We start from the raw sequence: 16976 nt of genomic DNA, 5'->3' as shown, positions 1-16976 counted from the left end.
TCGCGACCGGCATCGCGCTGCTGCGCATCGTCGATCCGAAGATGACCTCGCGGACGCTCGAGGACTTCTCGATCGCCTACCTACCCGTCGTCCCCGTCGAGGTCGCGGCCGTGACCTTCGTGCCGCTGCTCGTGATCGGCGGGGCGGCGTGGGCCGCCGTGGGCATCTGGGGAGCGATCGCGATCGTCGCGGCGATCGGCGCGGTGATCGTCATCCTGACGGGACGTGGTAGGGGTGGCGGATCGGGTGACGGAACGCGCACGGGCTTCAGATCGGCGACCGCCTCGAACTAAGGCGGAGGGCCGGGCCGGCGCGTGGGGTCGGAGTCGGTGCCGGAGCCCGGGGCGCGGACCCGGGGTCGCGGACCCGGGGTCGCGGACCGGGGTGGGTCGGACCTGCGTGGGTCGGATCTGGGTGGGTCGGATCCGGCCCAGGTGTGGCGCGCATGGCTGGAGTCGTTCGGACGACCTCGGTCGTGGCGGGGTCCGTGCAGCGCGGCAGCCGAGCTGCGCGACGCCCGAGCCCCACGGGACCGAACAGCGCGACGCCCGAGCCCCGCAGGGCCGAGCAGCGCGACGCCCGAGCCCGCGGGACCGAGCTGCGCGGCCCCGAGCCCCGCGGCGCCGAGCAGCGCGACGCCCGAGCCCCGCGGGGCCGAGCAGCGCGACGCCCGAGCCCCGCGGGGCCGAACAGCGCGACGCCCGAGCCCCGCGGGGCCGAACAGCGCGACGCCCGAGCCCCGCGGGGCCGAACCGACCATGACCATGACCAAGCCCACACCCGAGAGCGACGCCCGAGCCCCGCGGGGCCGAACAGCGCGACGCCCGAGCAGGACGACGAACACGCAGCGCAGCACCCGCGCATTGGAACAACCGCGCATTGGAGCAACCGGGCATTGCGACACCCATGTAGGACAGTGCTCGTGCTGCGCGGCTCCCGAGCCGCACTGCACCGGGGCCGCGGCCCCAGACGCCGCCCCGCGCCATGGGACCGGCGGGCGAGCGCACCATCCGGCACCTTCCTGCTCGACTTGAAATGCCGTTCGACGATGTCCCCGACACCGATCCCGATTCCGTCCGCGACCCCGTACCGAGGTCGGATCGGATTGTCCGTGGGTGGTGATGGGCTGCGGGGATGAACGATCACGAGCTCGACGGCATCACCGTCGCCCCGGCCGCGCACGCCGCCACGCCTCGCGCTGCCGGTGCGCGCCGTCCGTCGCTTTCGTGGTCGAGTGTGCCCTCGCTCATCGGTGCTGCCGTTCTCGCCCCGCCCTGGTCTCGCTACCGAGTCGGGCCGCATTGTCGGAGGGTGGTGATGGAGTGTGGGTATGAACGAACACGAGCCCGACAGCACCACCGCCGTCCCGGCCCCGGACGCCACCGCGCGTCCCCCGGCCGGTGGCGACCCGTGCCGTCACGCGCGTTCGTGGTCGAGTGTGCCGTCACTCATCGGTGCTGCCGTTCTCGCCCCCTGGTCTCGTTACCGGCTCCGCTACCGAGCCGGGCCGCATTGTCCGAGGGTGGTGATGGAGTGTGGGGATGAACGAACACGAGCCCGACGGCACTGCCTCACCGGCCCCGGACGCCACCTCGCGTCCCGCGGCCGGTGGTGACCCGTGCCGTCACGCGCGTTCGTGGTCGAGTGGGCCGTCGCCCCTCGGTGTTGCCGTTCTCGTCCCCAGTCCTGTTCCCGTTCCCGGCTCCGTTTCCGTGTCGGGCCGCATTGTCCGAGGGTGGTGATGGGGTGTGGGTATGAACGATCACGAGACCGACGGCACCGCCGCCGCACCGGCCCCGGACTCGACTTCGCGTCCGACGGTCGGTGGTGACGCGCGCCCGTCGGCTGGTGGTGACGCGCGCTCTCGGCCGCGTGGTCAGGCGACGGTCGCGCCGCACGTTGCGTTCATGATGCACCTGCAACACCTCGACGGCATCGGTGCCCACGACGAAGCCTTCGATTTGGCGCTTGACGCGGTCCGTGCGGAGGACAAGCTCATCGCGAAGGCCGAGGCTCGCCGCGCGGAGCTGCTCGCGTTCATCCACGAAACCACGCTCATCAACGCTCGGGAGGAGTTTCCCGGGAGTGATGATGCGGTGGTGACGGCGATGCGTGAACGCACCGCCCAGCTCGCGCTCGCGACCAGCAGGTCCGAGCCGGTCGTTTCTCGTGAGCTCGGTGAGAGCCTCATGCTGCGCGACGCGTTCCCCGCCACGGAAGGGATGCTCCGCGATGGGCACCTCTCACTCGCCCACGTTCGCGTGATCCTCGCCGAAGGACGACGCCTCCCCGACGACGACGCCCGCAAAGCGTACGAACGAGCGGTGGTGCACGGGGCCTCGCGGGAGACGCCCGCCCGGCTGCGGGCTCGCGCACGGCGAGCCGCGCAGACACTCATGCGGGAGAGTCTCGACGAGCGCCACAAGATCGCTCGCGAACAGCGCGGGGTGCGGGTCGTGCACGAGGACGACGGCATGAGCCGACTCGAAGCACACATCCCCACCCTCCTCGGCGCGGCAATGCTCGACCGGCTCACCGAACAGGCCAAAGCCCTCACCGGGCCGGACGAACCTCGCACCCACGATCAGATCCGCGCGGACCTGCTGTGCGAACTCGTCCTCACCAGCGACCCCGCGGACGGGTGCGGGTCACCGCACGGCGCGGCCGGCGGCATCAACGCGCGCGTCGCGATCACCGTCCCGGTGCTCTCACTCCTCGACGGCGGTGATGACCCGGCACTGCTCGACGGGGTCGTGCCGGTTCCGGTTGAGCAGGCGCGGGAACTCGCCTCTCGTGCGCCGTCGTTCCTGCGCGTACTGACCGACCCGATCACGGGCGTCGCTCGCGAGAGCGACACGCGCTTCCCGACCACGGCCCAGCGCGAGTTCCTCCGCGTGCGCGACGGGCACTGCCGCTTCCCTGGCTGCACCCGCCCCGCCAGGCGGTGCGATATCGACCACACCATCGCGGTCACCGACGGCGGTTCGTCCTCGCTGGGGAACATGGCCCACCTGTGCCGCCGACACCACACCTTCAAACACGCCACGCGCTGGCGAGTGGAACAGCGGGAGCCGGGACGGTTGGTGTGGTTCTCACCGAACGGCGATCGCTACTCCGACCGGCCCGTTCCCATCGGGCCGAGGTTCCGACCTTCCTGGGCATACCACCACGACGACGAACACGACCACCCGCCAGACCAAGACGGCCAACCACCAGGCGGCGGCCACCCACCGGACGGAAGCGACCAACCGGCACCGTCGGCGGGGCTGGTTCGCGCGCTCGACACCTCCGAACACTCGATCGCGCCCACCATTCGACCGGTCACCGAACGTCCACGCACGAGCATCGAAGCCGAGTTCGAGTTCGACCCCGCGCTCGAGACATCCACCTTCCCGAAATCAGTGGACGCTCGCCCGAGCGTTCAGCGCCGACTCGGCACCCGCAGGCAAAGGCGGAACCAGGCCGGAGCTGATGCCGGTGCTGCTACGGGAGCCGGAGCCGACGACGGGAACGATCCACCACCGCTCTGAGACCAACCGCGCGGAGAGCGCCCACGCTCTGATCGATTCGAAGCACTCCCGGGCAGTCACTCCAGTCCCCCTCTGCTCCAGTCCGCCTCTGCTCCAGTCCGCCCCCGCTCAAGAGACCCCGCCCGCTCGGTGCTCTGCACGAACGGGTACAACCGACCGGTCGCCGAGATCAACGGGACCCCGAGGACCACGACCCACGACCCACGACCCACGATCACGTCGACCGCCACGACCACGACCACCGAGTCACCGGAACCGACCACGATCACCGGTCCTTCCGATCGCACCGCGTCGAGTCGCCCACCCGATCGGCGTAGGCCGCTGCGAATCGGCCCGCCCGACGCCCGATCCGGCCGAGTGCCCACCACCGCCGGCCGGTCGCACCCGTGTCCATTCCGGGACCGACGCACCACCCGGCCGATGACGGCCCGAGGTCGTCGGTGACGGATCCGGCGGCGGCACGATCATCGACTGCGACTGCGACTGCAGTCGTCCCCGCGGTAGAGTCACCGACACCGCCGCCGGCCGCAGCGCGATCGGCCGCGAGCGCGAGCACCAGCGCCTCCCTGCCGTCACGCAACGTGGCGCGCGGTACACACTCCCTGCGGGCGACCGCGACGAGGTGCGCGATCTCCGCCCGATACGCCTGCGCGTACCGGTCCCCGTAGTGACCGATGAGCGGGTCGGCCACGTCGACGCGGTCCCCGTTCGAAGCCCGCACGAGCGTGCGCGACGGGTTCGCGACACGCAACGTCCCCGCGGCCCCGAAGACCTCGAGCCGCTGGTCGTAGCCCGACGCGTTGTGGCGCGCGTTCACGATCGTGACGAGCGCCCCCGATGCGGCCGTGAGCGTCACGACCGCACCGGAGGCGTCGCCGAGCGTCGCGAGCGCGGGATCCACGGCCTGTGAGACCGCCCGCACGTCCACGATCTCACCGACGAGGAATCTCGCCATGTCGAGATCGTGGATCGTCATGTCGAGGAAGTGCCCACCCGAGCCCGGAACGTACTCGAGCGGGGGCGGCGCAGGATCGCGGCTCACGATCACGAGCTGCTCGACCGCACCCACCTCGCCGTCGCGAACCCGCTCCCGAACGGCCGCGAACGACGCATCGAACCGCCGATTGAACGCCACGACGACACGCGACTCCCCCACACCGTCCGCTCCGACCGCCTCGATGCACTCGTCCACGCGCGCGAGATCGAGATCGACGGGCTTCCCGACGAGCACCGCCTTCCCACCACGCGCGGCGGCGACGACCTGCTCCGCGTGGAACCGGTTCGGCGACGCGATCACGACGGCATCGACGCCCGGATCGACGAAGACCTCGTCGAGCGAGCGGACCGGGACCCTGTGCCCGGCGGCGAGTGCCGCCGCCCCGGAGCCCCCCGCGACCGCGGCGAGCGTCGCACCGTCGGTCAGCCCGATGTTGCGGGCGTGCACCGCCGCCATCCGGCCCGAGCCGATGACGGCGATGCGCACCTCCCCTGTCATGCGCCCGCCGCGTCCCCGTCCGCGAGCGCGCGATCGGCGTCGGTCAGCACCCGGGCCGCCACCTCGAGCCCCTCGATCCGACCGAGCTCGACGTCCTCGTGCTCGATGTTGACCCACATCTCCGGATCCACCTCGCGCAGCGCACGCAGGAACTCCGTCCAGTAGGCGGTGTCGTGACCCTTGCCGAGCGCGACGAAGTCCCACGCGGCCGGTTTCGGCCACTCGTTCGCCCACTCGTCCCCACCGAGGTTCGTCCTCGGTTCGTCCGGCCCGAGCCGCCGGAAGCTGTTGTCGAGCACGCCGTAGAGCGCCGCCGTCTCGGGGTTGACGCGCACGTCCTTCGCCGCGGCATGGAACACGAGCGGCCCGAGATGACGGACGACCGCGACGGGGTCCATCTGCTGCCAGAACAGGTGCGAGGCGTCGAGCTCGATCCCGACGTTCGTCGCGCCCGTCAGCTCGATGAGCCTGTGCACGTCCGCCGAGTTGAACACGAGGTTCTGGGGGTGCAGTTCGAGCGCAACCTTCACGTCGTGGTCCGCCGCGAACCGGTCGATCTCGCGCCAGAACGCCGCCGCGATATCCCACTGGTAGTCGAGCACGTCGAGCGCCGCCGAGTTCCATGCGTTCACGATCCAGTTCGGGCGGCTCGCCCCCGGCTCACCACCGGGCAGGCCCGACATCGTCACGACGCGGTTCTGTCCCAGACGCGAGGCGAGCCGGGTCGAGCGACGGACGTCCTCCGCGTGTGCCTCGCCGATCGCGACGTTCGGGTGCAGTGGATTGCCGTTCGCGTTCAGCCCCGCGATCTCGACGCCCGTCCCCTCGAACAGGCCGAGGAACTCGTCGCGCGCCGCATCGCTCTCGAGGACGTCGTCGAACGTGGGAATGTGCGTTGCGGGCAGGAACCCGCCGCTGTTGAGCTCGATTCCCCTCAGCCCGAGGCCGCGCACCACCTCCAGTGCGTCGGGCAGCGGACGGTCGTGCAGGATCGCTCCGTAGACACCGAGACGCATATCAGGCACCCACCGTCTCGCTCGCGCCACCGGCCGCGGCGGATCGCGCGACCGCATCGAGGAGCAGCATGTTGTGCAGGCCGTCTTCGAACGTCGCATTGCGCGGGAGCGCGTCGGCCGCCGGGATGCCGGCGACCTCGTCGAGGAACGCGCGCGCCTGGAACAGGAAGCCCTCGTTCTGACCGAACCCGACGCTCTTCGCGTCGATCGGCAGTCCGCCCGCGACGTAGGGGTGCTCGGCACCGAGCGGCACCGTCCGGTAGCCGCGCTGCGCGGACGGCCCCTCGGAGCGGAAGAGTTGGATCTCGGCCGACCGCGCCTGATCGAATCGCACCGCCCCCTTCGAGCCGAACACCTCGACCGTCAGGTCGTTCGCGTGCCCTGCCGCGACACGCGACACCTCGATCGTGCCCGCGCCGCCACCGGCGTAGCCGAACGAGAACGTCGCGTAGTCGTCGTTCTCGACATCGTCGAACTCGTCGCTCACGGCCGTCACGCCGTGCCCCGACACCGCGCCGAGCGGCTTCGGGCGTCGGTCGATGACGGTGCTGAAGCGCCCGCCGCTCACCTCGGCGATCGGCCCCCCGAGGAACTCGGCGATGTAGCTCGCGTGGCTGCCCACGTCGGCGAGCGCGCCGGAGCCCTGCGGCCCCTTGAAGCGCCAGCTGATTCCCACGTTCGGGTCGGCCGCGTAGTCGGTCCAGTAGCGGGCGCTGAAGTGGAGCACCTCGCCGAGCTCACCCGAGGCGATGAGGTCGCGGATGAACGCGAGCGCGGGCGCGCGGTGGAACGTGAACCCGATGCGCGCGATCGACGAGGCGCGCTCGGCGGCCCGAGTCATCGCCCGGGCGTCGTCGATCGTGTCCGAGAGCGGCTTCTCGCAGAGCACGTGCTTGCGCGCGGCGAGCAGCCCCTCGACGATCTCTCGGTGCAGGCGGTTCGCGACGACGACGCTCACGACGTCGATGTCGTCGGCCGCCGCGATCGCGTGCCACGACGTGTCGTGGCGCGTGTAGCCGAAGCGCGCAGCGGCCGCCGCCGCGAGCGGTTCGTAGGCGTCGGCGATCGACACGAGCCTGATGGGCGGCAGCACGCTGTCGTAGATGGACGGGGCGTTGCGGTACGCGGCAGCATGGGCCTTGCCCGCCATACCCGCGCCGATGACGGCGACGCCGATGTCGGTGGTGCTCACTGGGCGGTCCTCTCCTGGACTCGAGGGTCGTCGCGCCGCCTCGGCGCGACGTGCGGTGCGCTCCGGATCGAATTCCTTTTGGAGCGCTCCAACGCACTCTACAGGTAAGGTTTATTGTCCTGTCAATACATATTCCACGACGGCGTCCGGGGCACGAGGGAGGTTCGCGATGGCAGGTCGACCGACCATCTACGACGTCGCCGAACGCGCCGGAGTCTCGAAGTCCCTCGTGTCGCTCGTCCTCAACCGCTCGCCGAGCGTGAGCGAGGCGTCACGCCTCGCGGTCGAGGAGGCGATCGCGGCCCTCGGCTACCGACCGAGCAGGGCCGCCGCGAATCTCGCCGCACGCAGTACCCGCCTCGTGGGCGTCCTCATCGACGACTACACGAACCTCTGGTTCGTCGACCTCGTTCGCGGCCTCCGGACGACCCTCGGGGAGCACGGCTACCGCGTCACGGTCGCCGACATGGCGACCGCACCGCCGACCGAGAATCCGGTCGAGGGGTTCCTCTCGATGCGCGTCGAGGGCGTCGTCGTCGCCATGGACGTCCCCGCCGCCCTGAGCGACCCCGCGGCGCCGCCCGTCGTCATCGCCGGCACCCGCAGGGCCGCTCCCCCGGACGCGGACTCCGTCACCAACGACGATGCGGTCGGCGCGCGCCTCGCCGCCGAGCACCTACTCTCCCTCGGACACCGCCGCCTCGGGCACCTCACGGCGTCCGGTGGCGCCGCCGTCGTGCGCCGCGCGAGTTTCGTCGAGGCAGTCGAGCGATCCGGTGCGACCGTCGTGACGATCGAGCACGACGGTCCCACGGACGAGCAGGCCGGTTTCGACGGCGCGATCGCCCTGCTGGAGACCCACCCCGAGACCACGGCGATCTTCGCGGCGAACGACCTCATGGCCCTCGGCGCACTCGGTGCGGCCCGGCAGCTCCGACGTCGCGTGCCCGAGGACCTTTCGATCATGGGCTACGACAACACGCCACTCGCACGGACGCGACTCGTCGATCTCACGACGATCGACGACAACAGCTTCGCCGTCGGAATCGAGGCCGGGCGCCTGCTCCTCGACCGCATGAACGACGCCGACGCACGAACAGGCGCAGGTGCAGGTGCGACCTCGGACGGTCACGCACGCGCGACGCACCGCACACTCGAGCCGGATCTGATCCTGCGCGGCACGACGGGGCCGGCACCCGCGGCAGCCCCCTGAGCGAGCAACACGCACCGCCACGTCCGCGTGCCGAAGACACTCCCTGCTGCCATGCTGGTGGCATGTGTGCTCGCGGGTCGTCGGCGTCGGCGTCGAACGCCCCACGGGCGACGCCATCGGCCGGGTGCCCGAGCCGACCGGCACATCGGCTACGCCGCCGAGCGCTCGCATCCGCGACGGTGCTCCTCGCGCTCGTCCTCCTGCTCGTGCTCGGTCCGACGCACGTCGGCGTCCGCACGGCCGAGGCTGACACGCCGCAACCGCCCGCGCCCGTCGACGTCGTTCGCAGCGACATCGCGCCGCTCGTCGAGCGCGGGTTCCTCGTCGAGATCGGTGGCGCCTGGTACGTCGACGGACCGGCGGTGTCGCGCGCCGCCCGCGCGCTCGGCGACACCGATGCGTCGGCCATCGGCTACAGTCGCGACCGCTTCACGCACTGGCGCGATCCCGACCGGAACGGTTGCGACGCGCGCAACGACATCCTCGCGCGCGATCTCGTCGACGTCGTCTTCCGGCCCTTCACAGATGAGCATGGGTAGCGGTGTGCGCGTGGGCGTCTCGAGGGGTGTGTTGTGAGGTCTGGGTAGAGGTCGAGGCCTCCAGGATGGGTAGCGACCAAGCAACCCGATCCATGAAGGCCTCGACGTGTCTCATGCTATCTGCGCGCCCGCGTGCGCGCTCTTCGACCTGCCCGACGTCCATGTCAGGGCCGTGGAACGCGGACCTCGCTCGTTCACCGTGGTGGTGGAGACTTCTCCGACGCTGGTGGGGTGCCCGTCCTGCGGGGTGCTCGCCACCGGCCACGGCCGCCGGGAGGTCGTGCTCCACGATCTGCCCTGCGCTGGGGTGCCCGTGCGGGTGGTGTGGCGCAAGCGGATCTTCAGGTGCCGGGAGGACGCCTGCGAGGTCGTGACGTTCAGCGAGGTCCACGAGCTGGCCGCGCCGCGGGCCAAGCTCACCACCCGCGCGGTCGCCTGGGCGGTGACGCAGCTGCGCTCCCACGACATCGCGGTCTCCGCCCTGGCGGACATGCTCGGAGTCGCCTGGAACACCGTCTGGCACGCCGTGGCCCCGGTCATCGAAGGCCAGCTGGCCGCGGAGGATCGGCTGGCCGGGGTGGACGCCCTCGGTGTCGACGAGCACGTGTGGCGCCACGTGGGTCCACCCGGCACCGGGCTGGTCACCGGGATCGTGGACCACTCCCGCGGCGAGGACGGCCGGCCCCGGGCGCGACTGCTGGACCTGGTCGAGGGGCGCACGGGGGCGGCCTACGGCGACTGGCTCACCGAGCAGGGTCCGGCGTTCACGAGCGGGATCCGCACGGCGACGCTGGACCCGTTCCACGGCTACGCCAACGCCATCCGCGACGAACTCCCTGAGGCGATCACCGTCCTGGACGCCTTCCACGTGGTGAAACTCGGTGGGCAGGTCGTGGACGAGGTGCGTCGTCGGGTGCAGCAGGACACCCTGGGCCACCGGGGCCGGGCCGGGGACCCGCTCTACGGGATCCGCCGCACCTTGCAGATCGGCGCCGAGCACCTCACCGCCAAACAGATCACCCGGCTCAACACCAAGCTCGAGGCCGGAGACCCGCACCACGAGGTGACCCTGGCCTGGCACTGCTATCAGAAGCTGCGTGCGATCTACCACGCCCGCCCCGAGACCGGCCGCCGGCTGGTCGCCGAGATCCTTGCCGCCTTCCCGTCCTGCCCGATCCCGGAGATCGCCCGGCTCGGGCGGACCCTGCGCCGGTGGAAGGCCGCGATCCTGGCCTACTTCGACACCGCCGGGGCCTCCAACGGGCCCACCGAGGCCGTGAACGGGGTGATCGAGACGATGCGCCGGGTCGCCCGCGGCTTCCGGAACTTCGGCAACTACCGCCTACGCGCCCTGCTCGCCGCCGGCGGACACCGGCCGTGGCGCAAGACCCCTACCCATGCTCATCTGTGAAGGGCCCGCAACCCTTTCTGGCGGCAGTACCGGAAACGCCCCGGAACGCGTCTTGCAATGCCCCTCCCGGCGTAGAATTGAGGATGATGAACTCCCGGAGTTCAGCACTCGGTTCACCCACTGACGAGGGGCAACGATGACGGCAACCATTCAGCGAAAACAACGCACGTCAGCCCCGCCGCGCACACGGCTGCCGGTGTCGAACTTCGCCGCGAAAACCACCATGGCCGTCACCGGTCTCATTTTCGTCGGATTTGTGTTCGTGCACATGTACGGCAATCTGCACATCTTCCGCGGCCAGGAGGAGTTCGACCACTACGCACACTGGCTGCGCGAGATCCTGATGCCGCTCATGCCCTACGCGGGTGTCCTGTGGGTGCTGCGCGTCGTGCTGCTGATCAGCCTGGTGCTGCACGTGGGCTGCGGGCTCCTGCTGTGGACGCGCGCCCGTCGAGCCCGCGGGCCGTTCAAACGCACCGGGCTGCGCCGCGGCGACGCCCTGATGGCGCGCTCGATGCTCGGGACCGGCCTGGTGATCCTGCTGTTCGTGATCTTCCACATCCTGGACCTCACGCTGGGTGTCCAGCCGGCCGCATCCGGGGCGTTCGAGAGCGGATCGGCGTACGCCAATCTGGTCGCCAGTTTCCAGCGGCCCGTCGTGGCACTCTTCTACATGCTCACCATGCTGGTGCTCACCGTGCACGTGGCCCACGGGACGTGGACCGCCGCCAACGACCTCGGCGCCACCGGCAGGCGGCTGCGGCAGCTCGCCGCGTGGGTGGCGGGACTGGTCGCCATGGCCATCTGCCTGGGCAACATCTCGATCCCCGTCTTGGTTCTCCTGGGAGTGATTCAGTGATGACGGCATCCTCGACCACCCAGCCGCACGCCCTGCTGGACGAGCTGCGCACCGTGGGCTCGGACCTCCCTGGTCTGGGCTCGGACGTGCCCCCGTCCCAGACGTGGGCGGACCGGCGGCTGCACTACCGCATGGTGGGCCCGCTCAACCGTCGGAAGTTCACCGTGGTCGTCGTGGGCACCGGACTCGCCGGTGCAGGTGCGGCGGCGGCCCTGGGCGAACTCGGCTACAACGTGGAGTCGTTCACCTTCCACGACGCCCCGCGCCGCGCCCACTCGGTGGCCGCCCAGGGCGGCATCAACGCCGCACGCGCCCGCACGGTGGACAACGACTCGATCGCCCGGTTCGTGAAGGACACCGTCAAGGGCGGCGACTTCCGCGGCCGCGAGGCCGATGCCTGGCGGCTGGCCGAGGAGAGCATCCGGGTCATCGACCACATGAACGCGATCGGCGCGCCCTTCGCCCGCGAGTACGGGGGCGGGCTGGCCACCCGCTCGTTCGGCGGCGTGCAGGTCTCCCGGACCTACTACACGCGCGGGCAGACCGGTCAGCAGCTGCAGGTTGCCGCCGCCCAGGCGCTGCTGCGGCAGGTCTCCACGGGACAGGTGAACCTGCACACTCGCACCGAGATGCTGGACCTCATCGTCGTGGAGGGCCGCGCCCAGGGCATCGTGGTGCGCGACCTCGTGACCGGGAAGATCTCGGCGGTCACCGGGGACGCCGTGGTGCTCGCCACCGGCGGCTACGGCAACGTCTACTACCGCTCCACGCTGGCCAAGAACTCGAACGTCACCGCCGCATTCCGGGCCCACCGGCGCGGCGCGCTGTTCGCCAACCCGTGCTTCATCCAGTTCCACCCCACGGCCCTGCCGGTCTCCAGCGAGTGGCAGTCGAAGACCACTCTCATGAGCGAGTCCCTGCGCAACGACGGCCGAATCTGGGTTCCCGTGAAGGCCGGGGACCACCGGCCCCCGAACGAGATTCCCGAGGACGAGCGCGACTACTACCTCGAACGCCGGTACCCGGCCTTCGGCAACCTCACACCGCGCGACGTCGCCAGCCGGGCCGCGCGCACCGAGATCGACGCGGGGCGCGGCGTCGGGCCGCTGAAGAACTCCGTCTACCTCGACTTCCGGGACGCCATCGAGCGTCTGGGCCGCAAGGTGATCGCGGAGCGTTACGGCAACCTTTTCGAGATGTACTCGGACGCCACCGGCGAGGACCCGTACGAGGAGCCCATGCGCATTGCACCCGGCGCGCACTTCGCCATGGGCGGGCTGTGGAGCGACTACGACATGATGACGTCGATCCCCGGGCTGTTCGTGGGCGGCGAGGCCGGCTGGGGCTACCACGGCGCCAACCGCCTGGGCGCCAACTCGCTGCTCTCCGCGTGCGTGGACGGGTGGTTCACGCTCCCCTACTCGGTGCCCAACTACCTGGCGCCGCTGCTGGGCAGGTCGAAGCTCTCACCGGACGACGGCGTCGTGCGGGCCGCGGTTGCCGAGGCCGAGGCGGGCGTGCAGGCGCTGGTCGACATCGGCGGCACGCAGGGCCCGGAGCGCTTCCACCGCCGGCTGGGCGACCTGCTGTACGAGAAGTGCGGGGTGACGCGCACCGCCGAGGGGCTGGCCGAGGGTCTGCGAGGCATCCGGAAGCTGCGCAGGGAGTTCTGGAGCGACCTGCGGGTGCAGGGGCGCCCGGACGGCTTCAACCAGGAGCTCGAGCGCGCCGGCCGCGTGGCCGACTACCTGGACATGGCCGAGCTCATGTGCCTGGACGCGCTGGACCGGGACGAGTCCGCCGGCGCGCACTTCCGCGAGGAGCACCAGACCGAGGGCGGCGAGGCCCAGCGCGACGACGAGCACTGGCTGTTCGCGTCCGCGTGGGAGCGTGCTGATTCCGGCGAGACCGGCGAAACGGGGCCGCGCTACATCAGGCACCAGGAGCCCCTGGAGTTCCCCAGCGTCCCGCCCGAGACCCGCGACTACCGATGAGAGGACCATCCTCATGAAACTCACGTTGAAAGTCTGGCGTCAGGAGTCCGGCGCCGAGGAAGGGCACTTCGAGGAGTACCTGCTGGAGGAGGTCGGACCCGAGTTCTCCCTCCTGGAGGCGCTCGACAAGCTCAACGACGACCTCGTTGCCCGTGGTGAGGAGCCGATCGCGTTCGACTCGGACTGCCGCGAAGGCATCTGCGGGGCGTGCGGCGTGACCGTGGACGGCACTCCGCACGGCCCCCAGAAGAACACGCCGTCGTGCCGGCAGCACCTGCGGTCCTTCGAGGACGGCGCGACCGTGCAGCTCGAACCGTTCCGCAGCGGAGCGTTCCCCGTGGTCAAGGACCTCGCGGTGAACCGCAGCGCGCTGGACCGGGTGATCGAGGCCGGTGGGTTCGTCTCCACCTCCGTGGGCACGGCGCCGGACGCGGACGCCATCCCGGTCTCGCACGAGGCCGCGGAGTGGGCGCTGGACCTGGCAGCGTGCATCGGCTGCGGTGCGTGCGTTGCCGCGTGCCCCAACGGTTCCGCGCAGCTGTTCGCCGGGTCCAAGACGATGCACCTGGCCACGCTGCCCTCCAGCCAGAAGGAGCGTGGCCGCCGGGCCAAAGGCATCACGCGCGCGGCCGAGGAGGAGTTCGGTCCGTGCTCGGTCTACGGCGAGTGCGCGGAGGTGTGCCCCGCTGGGATCCCGTTGACCGCGATTGCCGGTCTCAACAAGGAGAAGCTGCGGCAGGTGCTGCGCAACAAGGACGACTGACCCGCTCCCCCGTCGACAGACGACGACGCTCGGTGCCCCTGGGAGGGCACCGAGCGTCGTCGTGCGGGGAGGGTTTGCCGGGCGGACTACATGGCGAGGTCGCCGAGGATCCACATCCAGCCGCTGCCCACCACGGTCCAGATGATGATGATGGCCACGGACATGATGAAGGCGACCTTGAACCACTCGGAGACCTTGACGTACCCGGAACCGTAGACCACCCCGGACGGGCCCGAGGCGTAGTGGCTGATGGCGCCGAACAGGTTGCCGATGTAGCCGAGGGCGAGGGCCGCGAACATCGGCGGGGCACCCGCGGTGATGGCCGCACCCAGGAAGACGCCGTACATCGCGACGATCTGCGCGGTGTTCGAGGCGAACAAGTAGTGCGCGTAGAAGTAGACGAGCGCCAGGATGGCAAAGGCAACAGCCCAGGGCATGCCGCCGACGGCGCCGGAAACCACCGAGCCGATCCAGGTGATGACGCCCAGGTTGTTCAGGTTCTCCGCCATGCCCACCAGGACCGCGAAGAAGATCAGGGTGTTCCAGGCGGAGCCGTTCTTGGCCATGTCGTTCCAGGTGAGCACCTTGGTCACCAGCAGCACCGCGATGCCGACGAAGGCCGCCGTGGTGGCGTTGACACCGATGGCCGTGCCGAAGACCCACAGCAGCAGGAGCAGCACGAACGTGGCCGCCATGATGATCTCACCGCGAGTCATGGACCCCATCTTCTGCAGCTCGCTGCGGGCCATGGTGGGTGCTTCCGGAGTGCTCTTCAGCGTGGGCGGGTAGACCTTCATGAGCAGCCACGGGACCACCGCCAGGCTCACGAGGCCGGGGATCAGCGCGGCCAGGGCCCACTGGCCCCAGGAGATGTGCACGCCGAGCTTCTCGGCGGAGGCCACGGCCAGCGGGTTGCCGGCCATCGCGGTGATGAACATGGCGCTGGTGATCACGTTGACGTGGGCGGCGGTGAACGTGAGGTAGGAGCCGAGCTTCCTGCGGGACTCGTCGGTGTCCGGGGTGGAGCCCTGCACCTCCGCGACGGAGCGGACGATCGGGTAGATCACACCACCCGCGCGGGCCGTGTTGGACGGGGTGGCCGGGGCGAGCAGGAGGTCCGTGACGGCCATGCCGTAGGCGATGCCCAGGGGTGATTTGCCCAGGATCGTGAGGAACATCAGGGCCACGCGGCGCCCCAGCCCGGTGAGCAGAAAGCCGTCCGCGATGAAGAATGCCGCGACGATCAGCAGCACCGCGGAATTGGAGAACCCGCTCAGGGCCTCCCCGCTCTTGACGTCCATGGCGCCGGTGATCATGGCGGTGGCCAGACCGATCAGCGCCACCGAGGGGGTGGGCAGGGGCTGCAGGATGAGCCCCAGGATGGTCGCGACGAAGATCCCGAGCATGTGCATGCCGCGGGGGTCCACGCCCTCCGGCGCGGGGATGAAGAAGATCACCGCTCCCACCAGCACCATCAGTCCGAACTTCCAGAGCATGGAGACGGTGTCCCGACTCATGGCTCTGGATTCGTGGGTGGAATCAACCTGATGGCCGGACATTTCTGCCTCCGAGTGTCGCTCCGGTGTGAGACCCTTCTCCCCACAATTATAGACCCGTGGCCAGCGGAAATACGGTTCCCTGGTCATGTGGAGCCGACCGGCCTGGTGATTCCCGTCACCGTTCAATAAGGGTCGTGGGAAGCGCGCAAAGGCAGGGTATGGATCGGTTTTCAACCGGCCGTGGGTGTCGACATCGAGGCGTTCCCCGTCCACCAGAAATTTCTGGCGCTGGGTGCCTTACCTCTAGCGGAATCTGGGCTGTCCACCCCTGCCGACGCTCTTTAGGAGCGTGGATGGGGACAGCCGCCGGCTGGTCGCCGAGATCCTTGCCGCCTTCCCGTCCTGCCCGATCCCGGAGATCGCCCGGCTCGGGCGGACCCTGCGCCGGTGGAAGGCCGCGATCCTGGCCTACTTCGACACCGCCGGGGCCTCCAACGGGCCCACCGAGGCCGTGAACGGGGTGATCGAGACGATGCGCCGGGTCGCCCGCGGCTTCCGGAACTTCGGCAACTACCGCCTACGCGCCCTGCTCGCCGCCGGCGGACACCGGCCGTGGCGCAAGACCCCTACCCATGCTCATCTGTGAAGGGCCCGTCTTCCGCGACGGGAGCGATTGCGTCGTCGAGCGCGGCACGCTGCTCGACCCGTACACGGGCTCGACCATAGCGTTCCAGCGGGGCCAGGCAACGAGCAGTGCCGTGCAGATCGATCACATCGTGCCCCTCGCCGCGGCATGGACCGGTGGCGCGAACACGTGGGACGACGCGGCGCGGGAGGCGTTCGCCAACGATCCCGCGAATCTGCAGGCCGTCGACGGCGCATCCAACGGTGCGAAGGGGCAGATGCTCCCGGGCGAGTGGATGCCGCCGAACGCCGCGTTCGCGTGCACCTAGCTCGCGCAGGTCACGAGCGTGCTCGTCACGTACGAACTCGAGCTCACCGCGTTCGACCGCGACGCGATCACCGATCGGGCAGATTCGTGCGTCCTCCCGACGACGGCGATCCCGCCGGAGACGTCGAGTTCGACGGCGACGGCGACGCCACCCGCAACGGCCGGCCCCACCGCGTCGACGTCACCCGCTGCGGTCCCGGTGTCGGATGTCCCCGACCTCGATCCGACGCGCGCGTTCGGCGAGCGGGCACTCCTCGTCGCCATCGCGGCGCTCCTCGGCGCCGCGGTCGTGTGCGGCACGGCCTACGCGCTCGTCCGGCGCTGATCCCGCTCGGCCGGAGGGGTGCCGCGTTGGTGTGATCGCCGCCGTCGCGATCGGAACCGACTCGGGCGGGCACGACAAACCCCCGGCCGCGATACGACCGGGGGTGATTCGCTCCCCGAGTTGGACTCGAACCAACAACCTGCCGGTTAACAGCCGGCTGCTCTGCCAATTGAGCTATCGGGGATCGT

At 70.3% G+C, this 16976-nt stretch carries 13 protein-coding genes, 1 tRNA gene and 1 pseudogene; 10 read left to right on the top strand and 5 right to left on the bottom strand.

Annotated elements, in window-relative coordinates; all coding sequences use genetic code 11:
- Positions 1-1754 precede the first annotated feature (1754 nt).
- On the top strand, positions 1755-3530 hold the full coding sequence (locus HNR16_RS05470; RefSeq protein WP_158040407.1) for an HNH endonuclease signature motif containing protein: 1776 nt from the start codon (positions 1755-1757) through the stop codon (positions 3528-3530).
- A 265-nt stretch (positions 3531-3795) separates the two neighbouring features.
- Here HNR16_RS05470 and HNR16_RS05465 read toward each other — a convergent pair whose 3' ends face one another.
- Genes HNR16_RS05465 through HNR16_RS05455 form a run of 3 tightly spaced genes read right to left on the bottom strand, consistent with a single transcriptional unit; the run spans position 3796 to position 7233 of the window.
- A complete protein-coding gene (locus HNR16_RS05465) occupies positions 3796-5025 on the bottom strand; it encodes a Gfo/Idh/MocA family protein (protein WP_158040408.1) in 1230 nt (409 codons plus the stop codon).
- Positions 5022-6041: a sugar phosphate isomerase/epimerase family protein gene (locus tag HNR16_RS05460; protein WP_158040518.1), complete on the bottom strand. Its 1020-nt coding sequence runs from the start codon at positions 6039-6041 to the stop codon at positions 5022-5024. The genes HNR16_RS05465 and HNR16_RS05460 overlap by 4 nt, the downstream gene beginning before the upstream one ends.
- 1 nt (position 6042) lies before the next feature.
- On the bottom strand, positions 6043-7233 hold the full coding sequence (locus HNR16_RS05455) for a Gfo/Idh/MocA family protein (protein ID WP_225737838.1): 1191 nt from the start codon (positions 7231-7233) through the stop codon (positions 6043-6045).
- A 169-nt stretch (positions 7234-7402) separates the two neighbouring features.
- Between HNR16_RS05455 and HNR16_RS05450 the strand changes: the two genes are divergently transcribed.
- The 6 genes from HNR16_RS05450 to HNR16_RS05425 all read left to right on the top strand — a co-directional run bounded on the left by HNR16_RS05450 (position 7403) and on the right by HNR16_RS05425 (position 14012).
- Positions 7403-8446 carry a LacI family DNA-binding transcriptional regulator gene (locus tag HNR16_RS05450; RefSeq protein WP_158040409.1) on the top strand — a complete coding sequence of 348 codons (1044 nt, stop codon included), beginning with the start codon at positions 7403-7405 and terminating at the stop codon, positions 8444-8446.
- Positions 8447-8625: 179 nt separating this feature from the next.
- Complete coding sequence (locus tag HNR16_RS18760; RefSeq protein ID WP_218868385.1) at positions 8626-8985, top strand: hypothetical protein; 360 nt, start codon at positions 8626-8628, stop codon at positions 8983-8985.
- Between the two features lie 106 nt (positions 8986-9091).
- Positions 9092-10396 (top strand): ISL3 family transposase, encoded by a 1305-nt coding sequence (locus HNR16_RS05440; protein WP_225737839.1) that lies wholly within the window; start codon positions 9092-9094, stop codon positions 10394-10396.
- Between the two features lie 136 nt (positions 10397-10532).
- Positions 10533-11255 carry a succinate dehydrogenase cytochrome b subunit gene (locus HNR16_RS05435; protein ID WP_091697765.1) on the top strand — a complete coding sequence of 241 codons (723 nt, stop codon included), beginning with the start codon at positions 10533-10535 and terminating at the stop codon, positions 11253-11255.
- Positions 11255-13249, top strand: a complete 1995-nt coding sequence (locus HNR16_RS05430; RefSeq protein WP_091697763.1) for a fumarate reductase/succinate dehydrogenase flavoprotein subunit — start codon at positions 11255-11257, stop codon at positions 13247-13249. Before HNR16_RS05435 ends, HNR16_RS05430 begins: the two co-directional genes overlap by 1 nt.
- A 13-nt stretch (positions 13250-13262) precedes the next feature.
- A complete protein-coding gene (locus HNR16_RS05425) occupies positions 13263-14012 on the top strand; it encodes a succinate dehydrogenase/fumarate reductase iron-sulfur subunit (RefSeq protein WP_091697762.1) in 750 nt (249 codons plus the stop codon).
- An 86-nt stretch (positions 14013-14098) separates the two neighbouring features.
- Here the strand turns inward: HNR16_RS05425 and HNR16_RS05420 are convergent, their stop codons facing one another.
- On the bottom strand, positions 14099-15529 hold the full coding sequence (locus HNR16_RS05420; RefSeq protein ID WP_091697760.1) for an anion permease: 1431 nt from the start codon (positions 15527-15529) through the stop codon (positions 14099-14101).
- A gap of 343 nt (positions 15530-15872) precedes the next feature.
- Between HNR16_RS05420 and HNR16_RS05415 the strand changes: the two are divergent.
- From HNR16_RS05415 to HNR16_RS05405, 3 genes and pseudogenes are all read left to right on the top strand, one after another.
- Positions 15873-16157, top strand: a pseudogene (locus tag HNR16_RS05415) (transposase); the annotation flags it as partial.
- Positions 16144-16464, top strand: a complete 321-nt coding sequence (locus HNR16_RS05410; RefSeq protein ID WP_158040410.1) for an HNH endonuclease family protein — start codon at positions 16144-16146, stop codon at positions 16462-16464. The pseudogene HNR16_RS05415 and the gene HNR16_RS05410, both read left to right, overlap by 14 nt.
- Positions 16465-16482: 18 nt before the next feature.
- Positions 16483-16788, top strand: a complete 306-nt coding sequence (locus tag HNR16_RS05405) for a hypothetical protein (RefSeq protein WP_158040411.1) — start codon at positions 16483-16485, stop codon at positions 16786-16788.
- Positions 16789-16899: 111 nt separating this feature from the next.
- On the opposite strand, the gene HNR16_RS05400 is transcribed toward HNR16_RS05405, so the two are convergent.
- Positions 16900-16972 (bottom strand) — tRNA-Asn (locus HNR16_RS05400).
- Positions 16973-16976 lie beyond the last annotated feature (4 nt).

The organism is Pseudoclavibacter chungangensis, from assembly GCF_013410545.1.
GTDB lineage: Bacteria > Actinomycetota > Actinomycetes > Actinomycetales > Microbacteriaceae > Pseudoclavibacter > Pseudoclavibacter chungangensis.
Note: the sequence above shows the minus strand (reverse complement) of the source record. Positions and strands in the feature narration are given on the sequence as shown.

Coding starts and splice junctions, on each gene's coding strand:
- HNR16_RS05470 (WP_158040407.1), top strand. CDS start 1,755: ATGAACGATCACGAGACCGACGGCACCGCCGCCGCACCGGCCCCGGAC.
- HNR16_RS05465 (WP_158040408.1), bottom strand. CDS start 5,025: ATGACAGGGGAGGTGCGCATCGCCGTCATCGGCTCGGGCCGGATGGCG.
- HNR16_RS05460 (WP_158040518.1), bottom strand. CDS start 6,041: ATGCGTCTCGGTGTCTACGGAGCGATCCTGCACGACCGTCCGCTGCCC.
- HNR16_RS05450 (WP_158040409.1), top strand. CDS start 7,403: ATGGCAGGTCGACCGACCATCTACGACGTCGCCGAACGCGCCGGAGTC.
- HNR16_RS05435 (WP_091697765.1), top strand. CDS start 10,533: ATGACGGCAACCATTCAGCGAAAACAACGCACGTCAGCCCCGCCGCGC.
- HNR16_RS05430 (WP_091697763.1), top strand. CDS start 11,255: ATGACGGCATCCTCGACCACCCAGCCGCACGCCCTGCTGGACGAGCTG.
- HNR16_RS05425 (WP_091697762.1), top strand. CDS start 13,263: ATGAAACTCACGTTGAAAGTCTGGCGTCAGGAGTCCGGCGCCGAGGAA.
- HNR16_RS05420 (WP_091697760.1), bottom strand. CDS start 15,529: ATGAGTCGGGACACCGTCTCCATGCTCTGGAAGTTCGGACTGATGGTG.
- HNR16_RS05410 (WP_158040410.1), top strand. CDS start 16,144: ATGCTCATCTGTGAAGGGCCCGTCTTCCGCGACGGGAGCGATTGCGTC.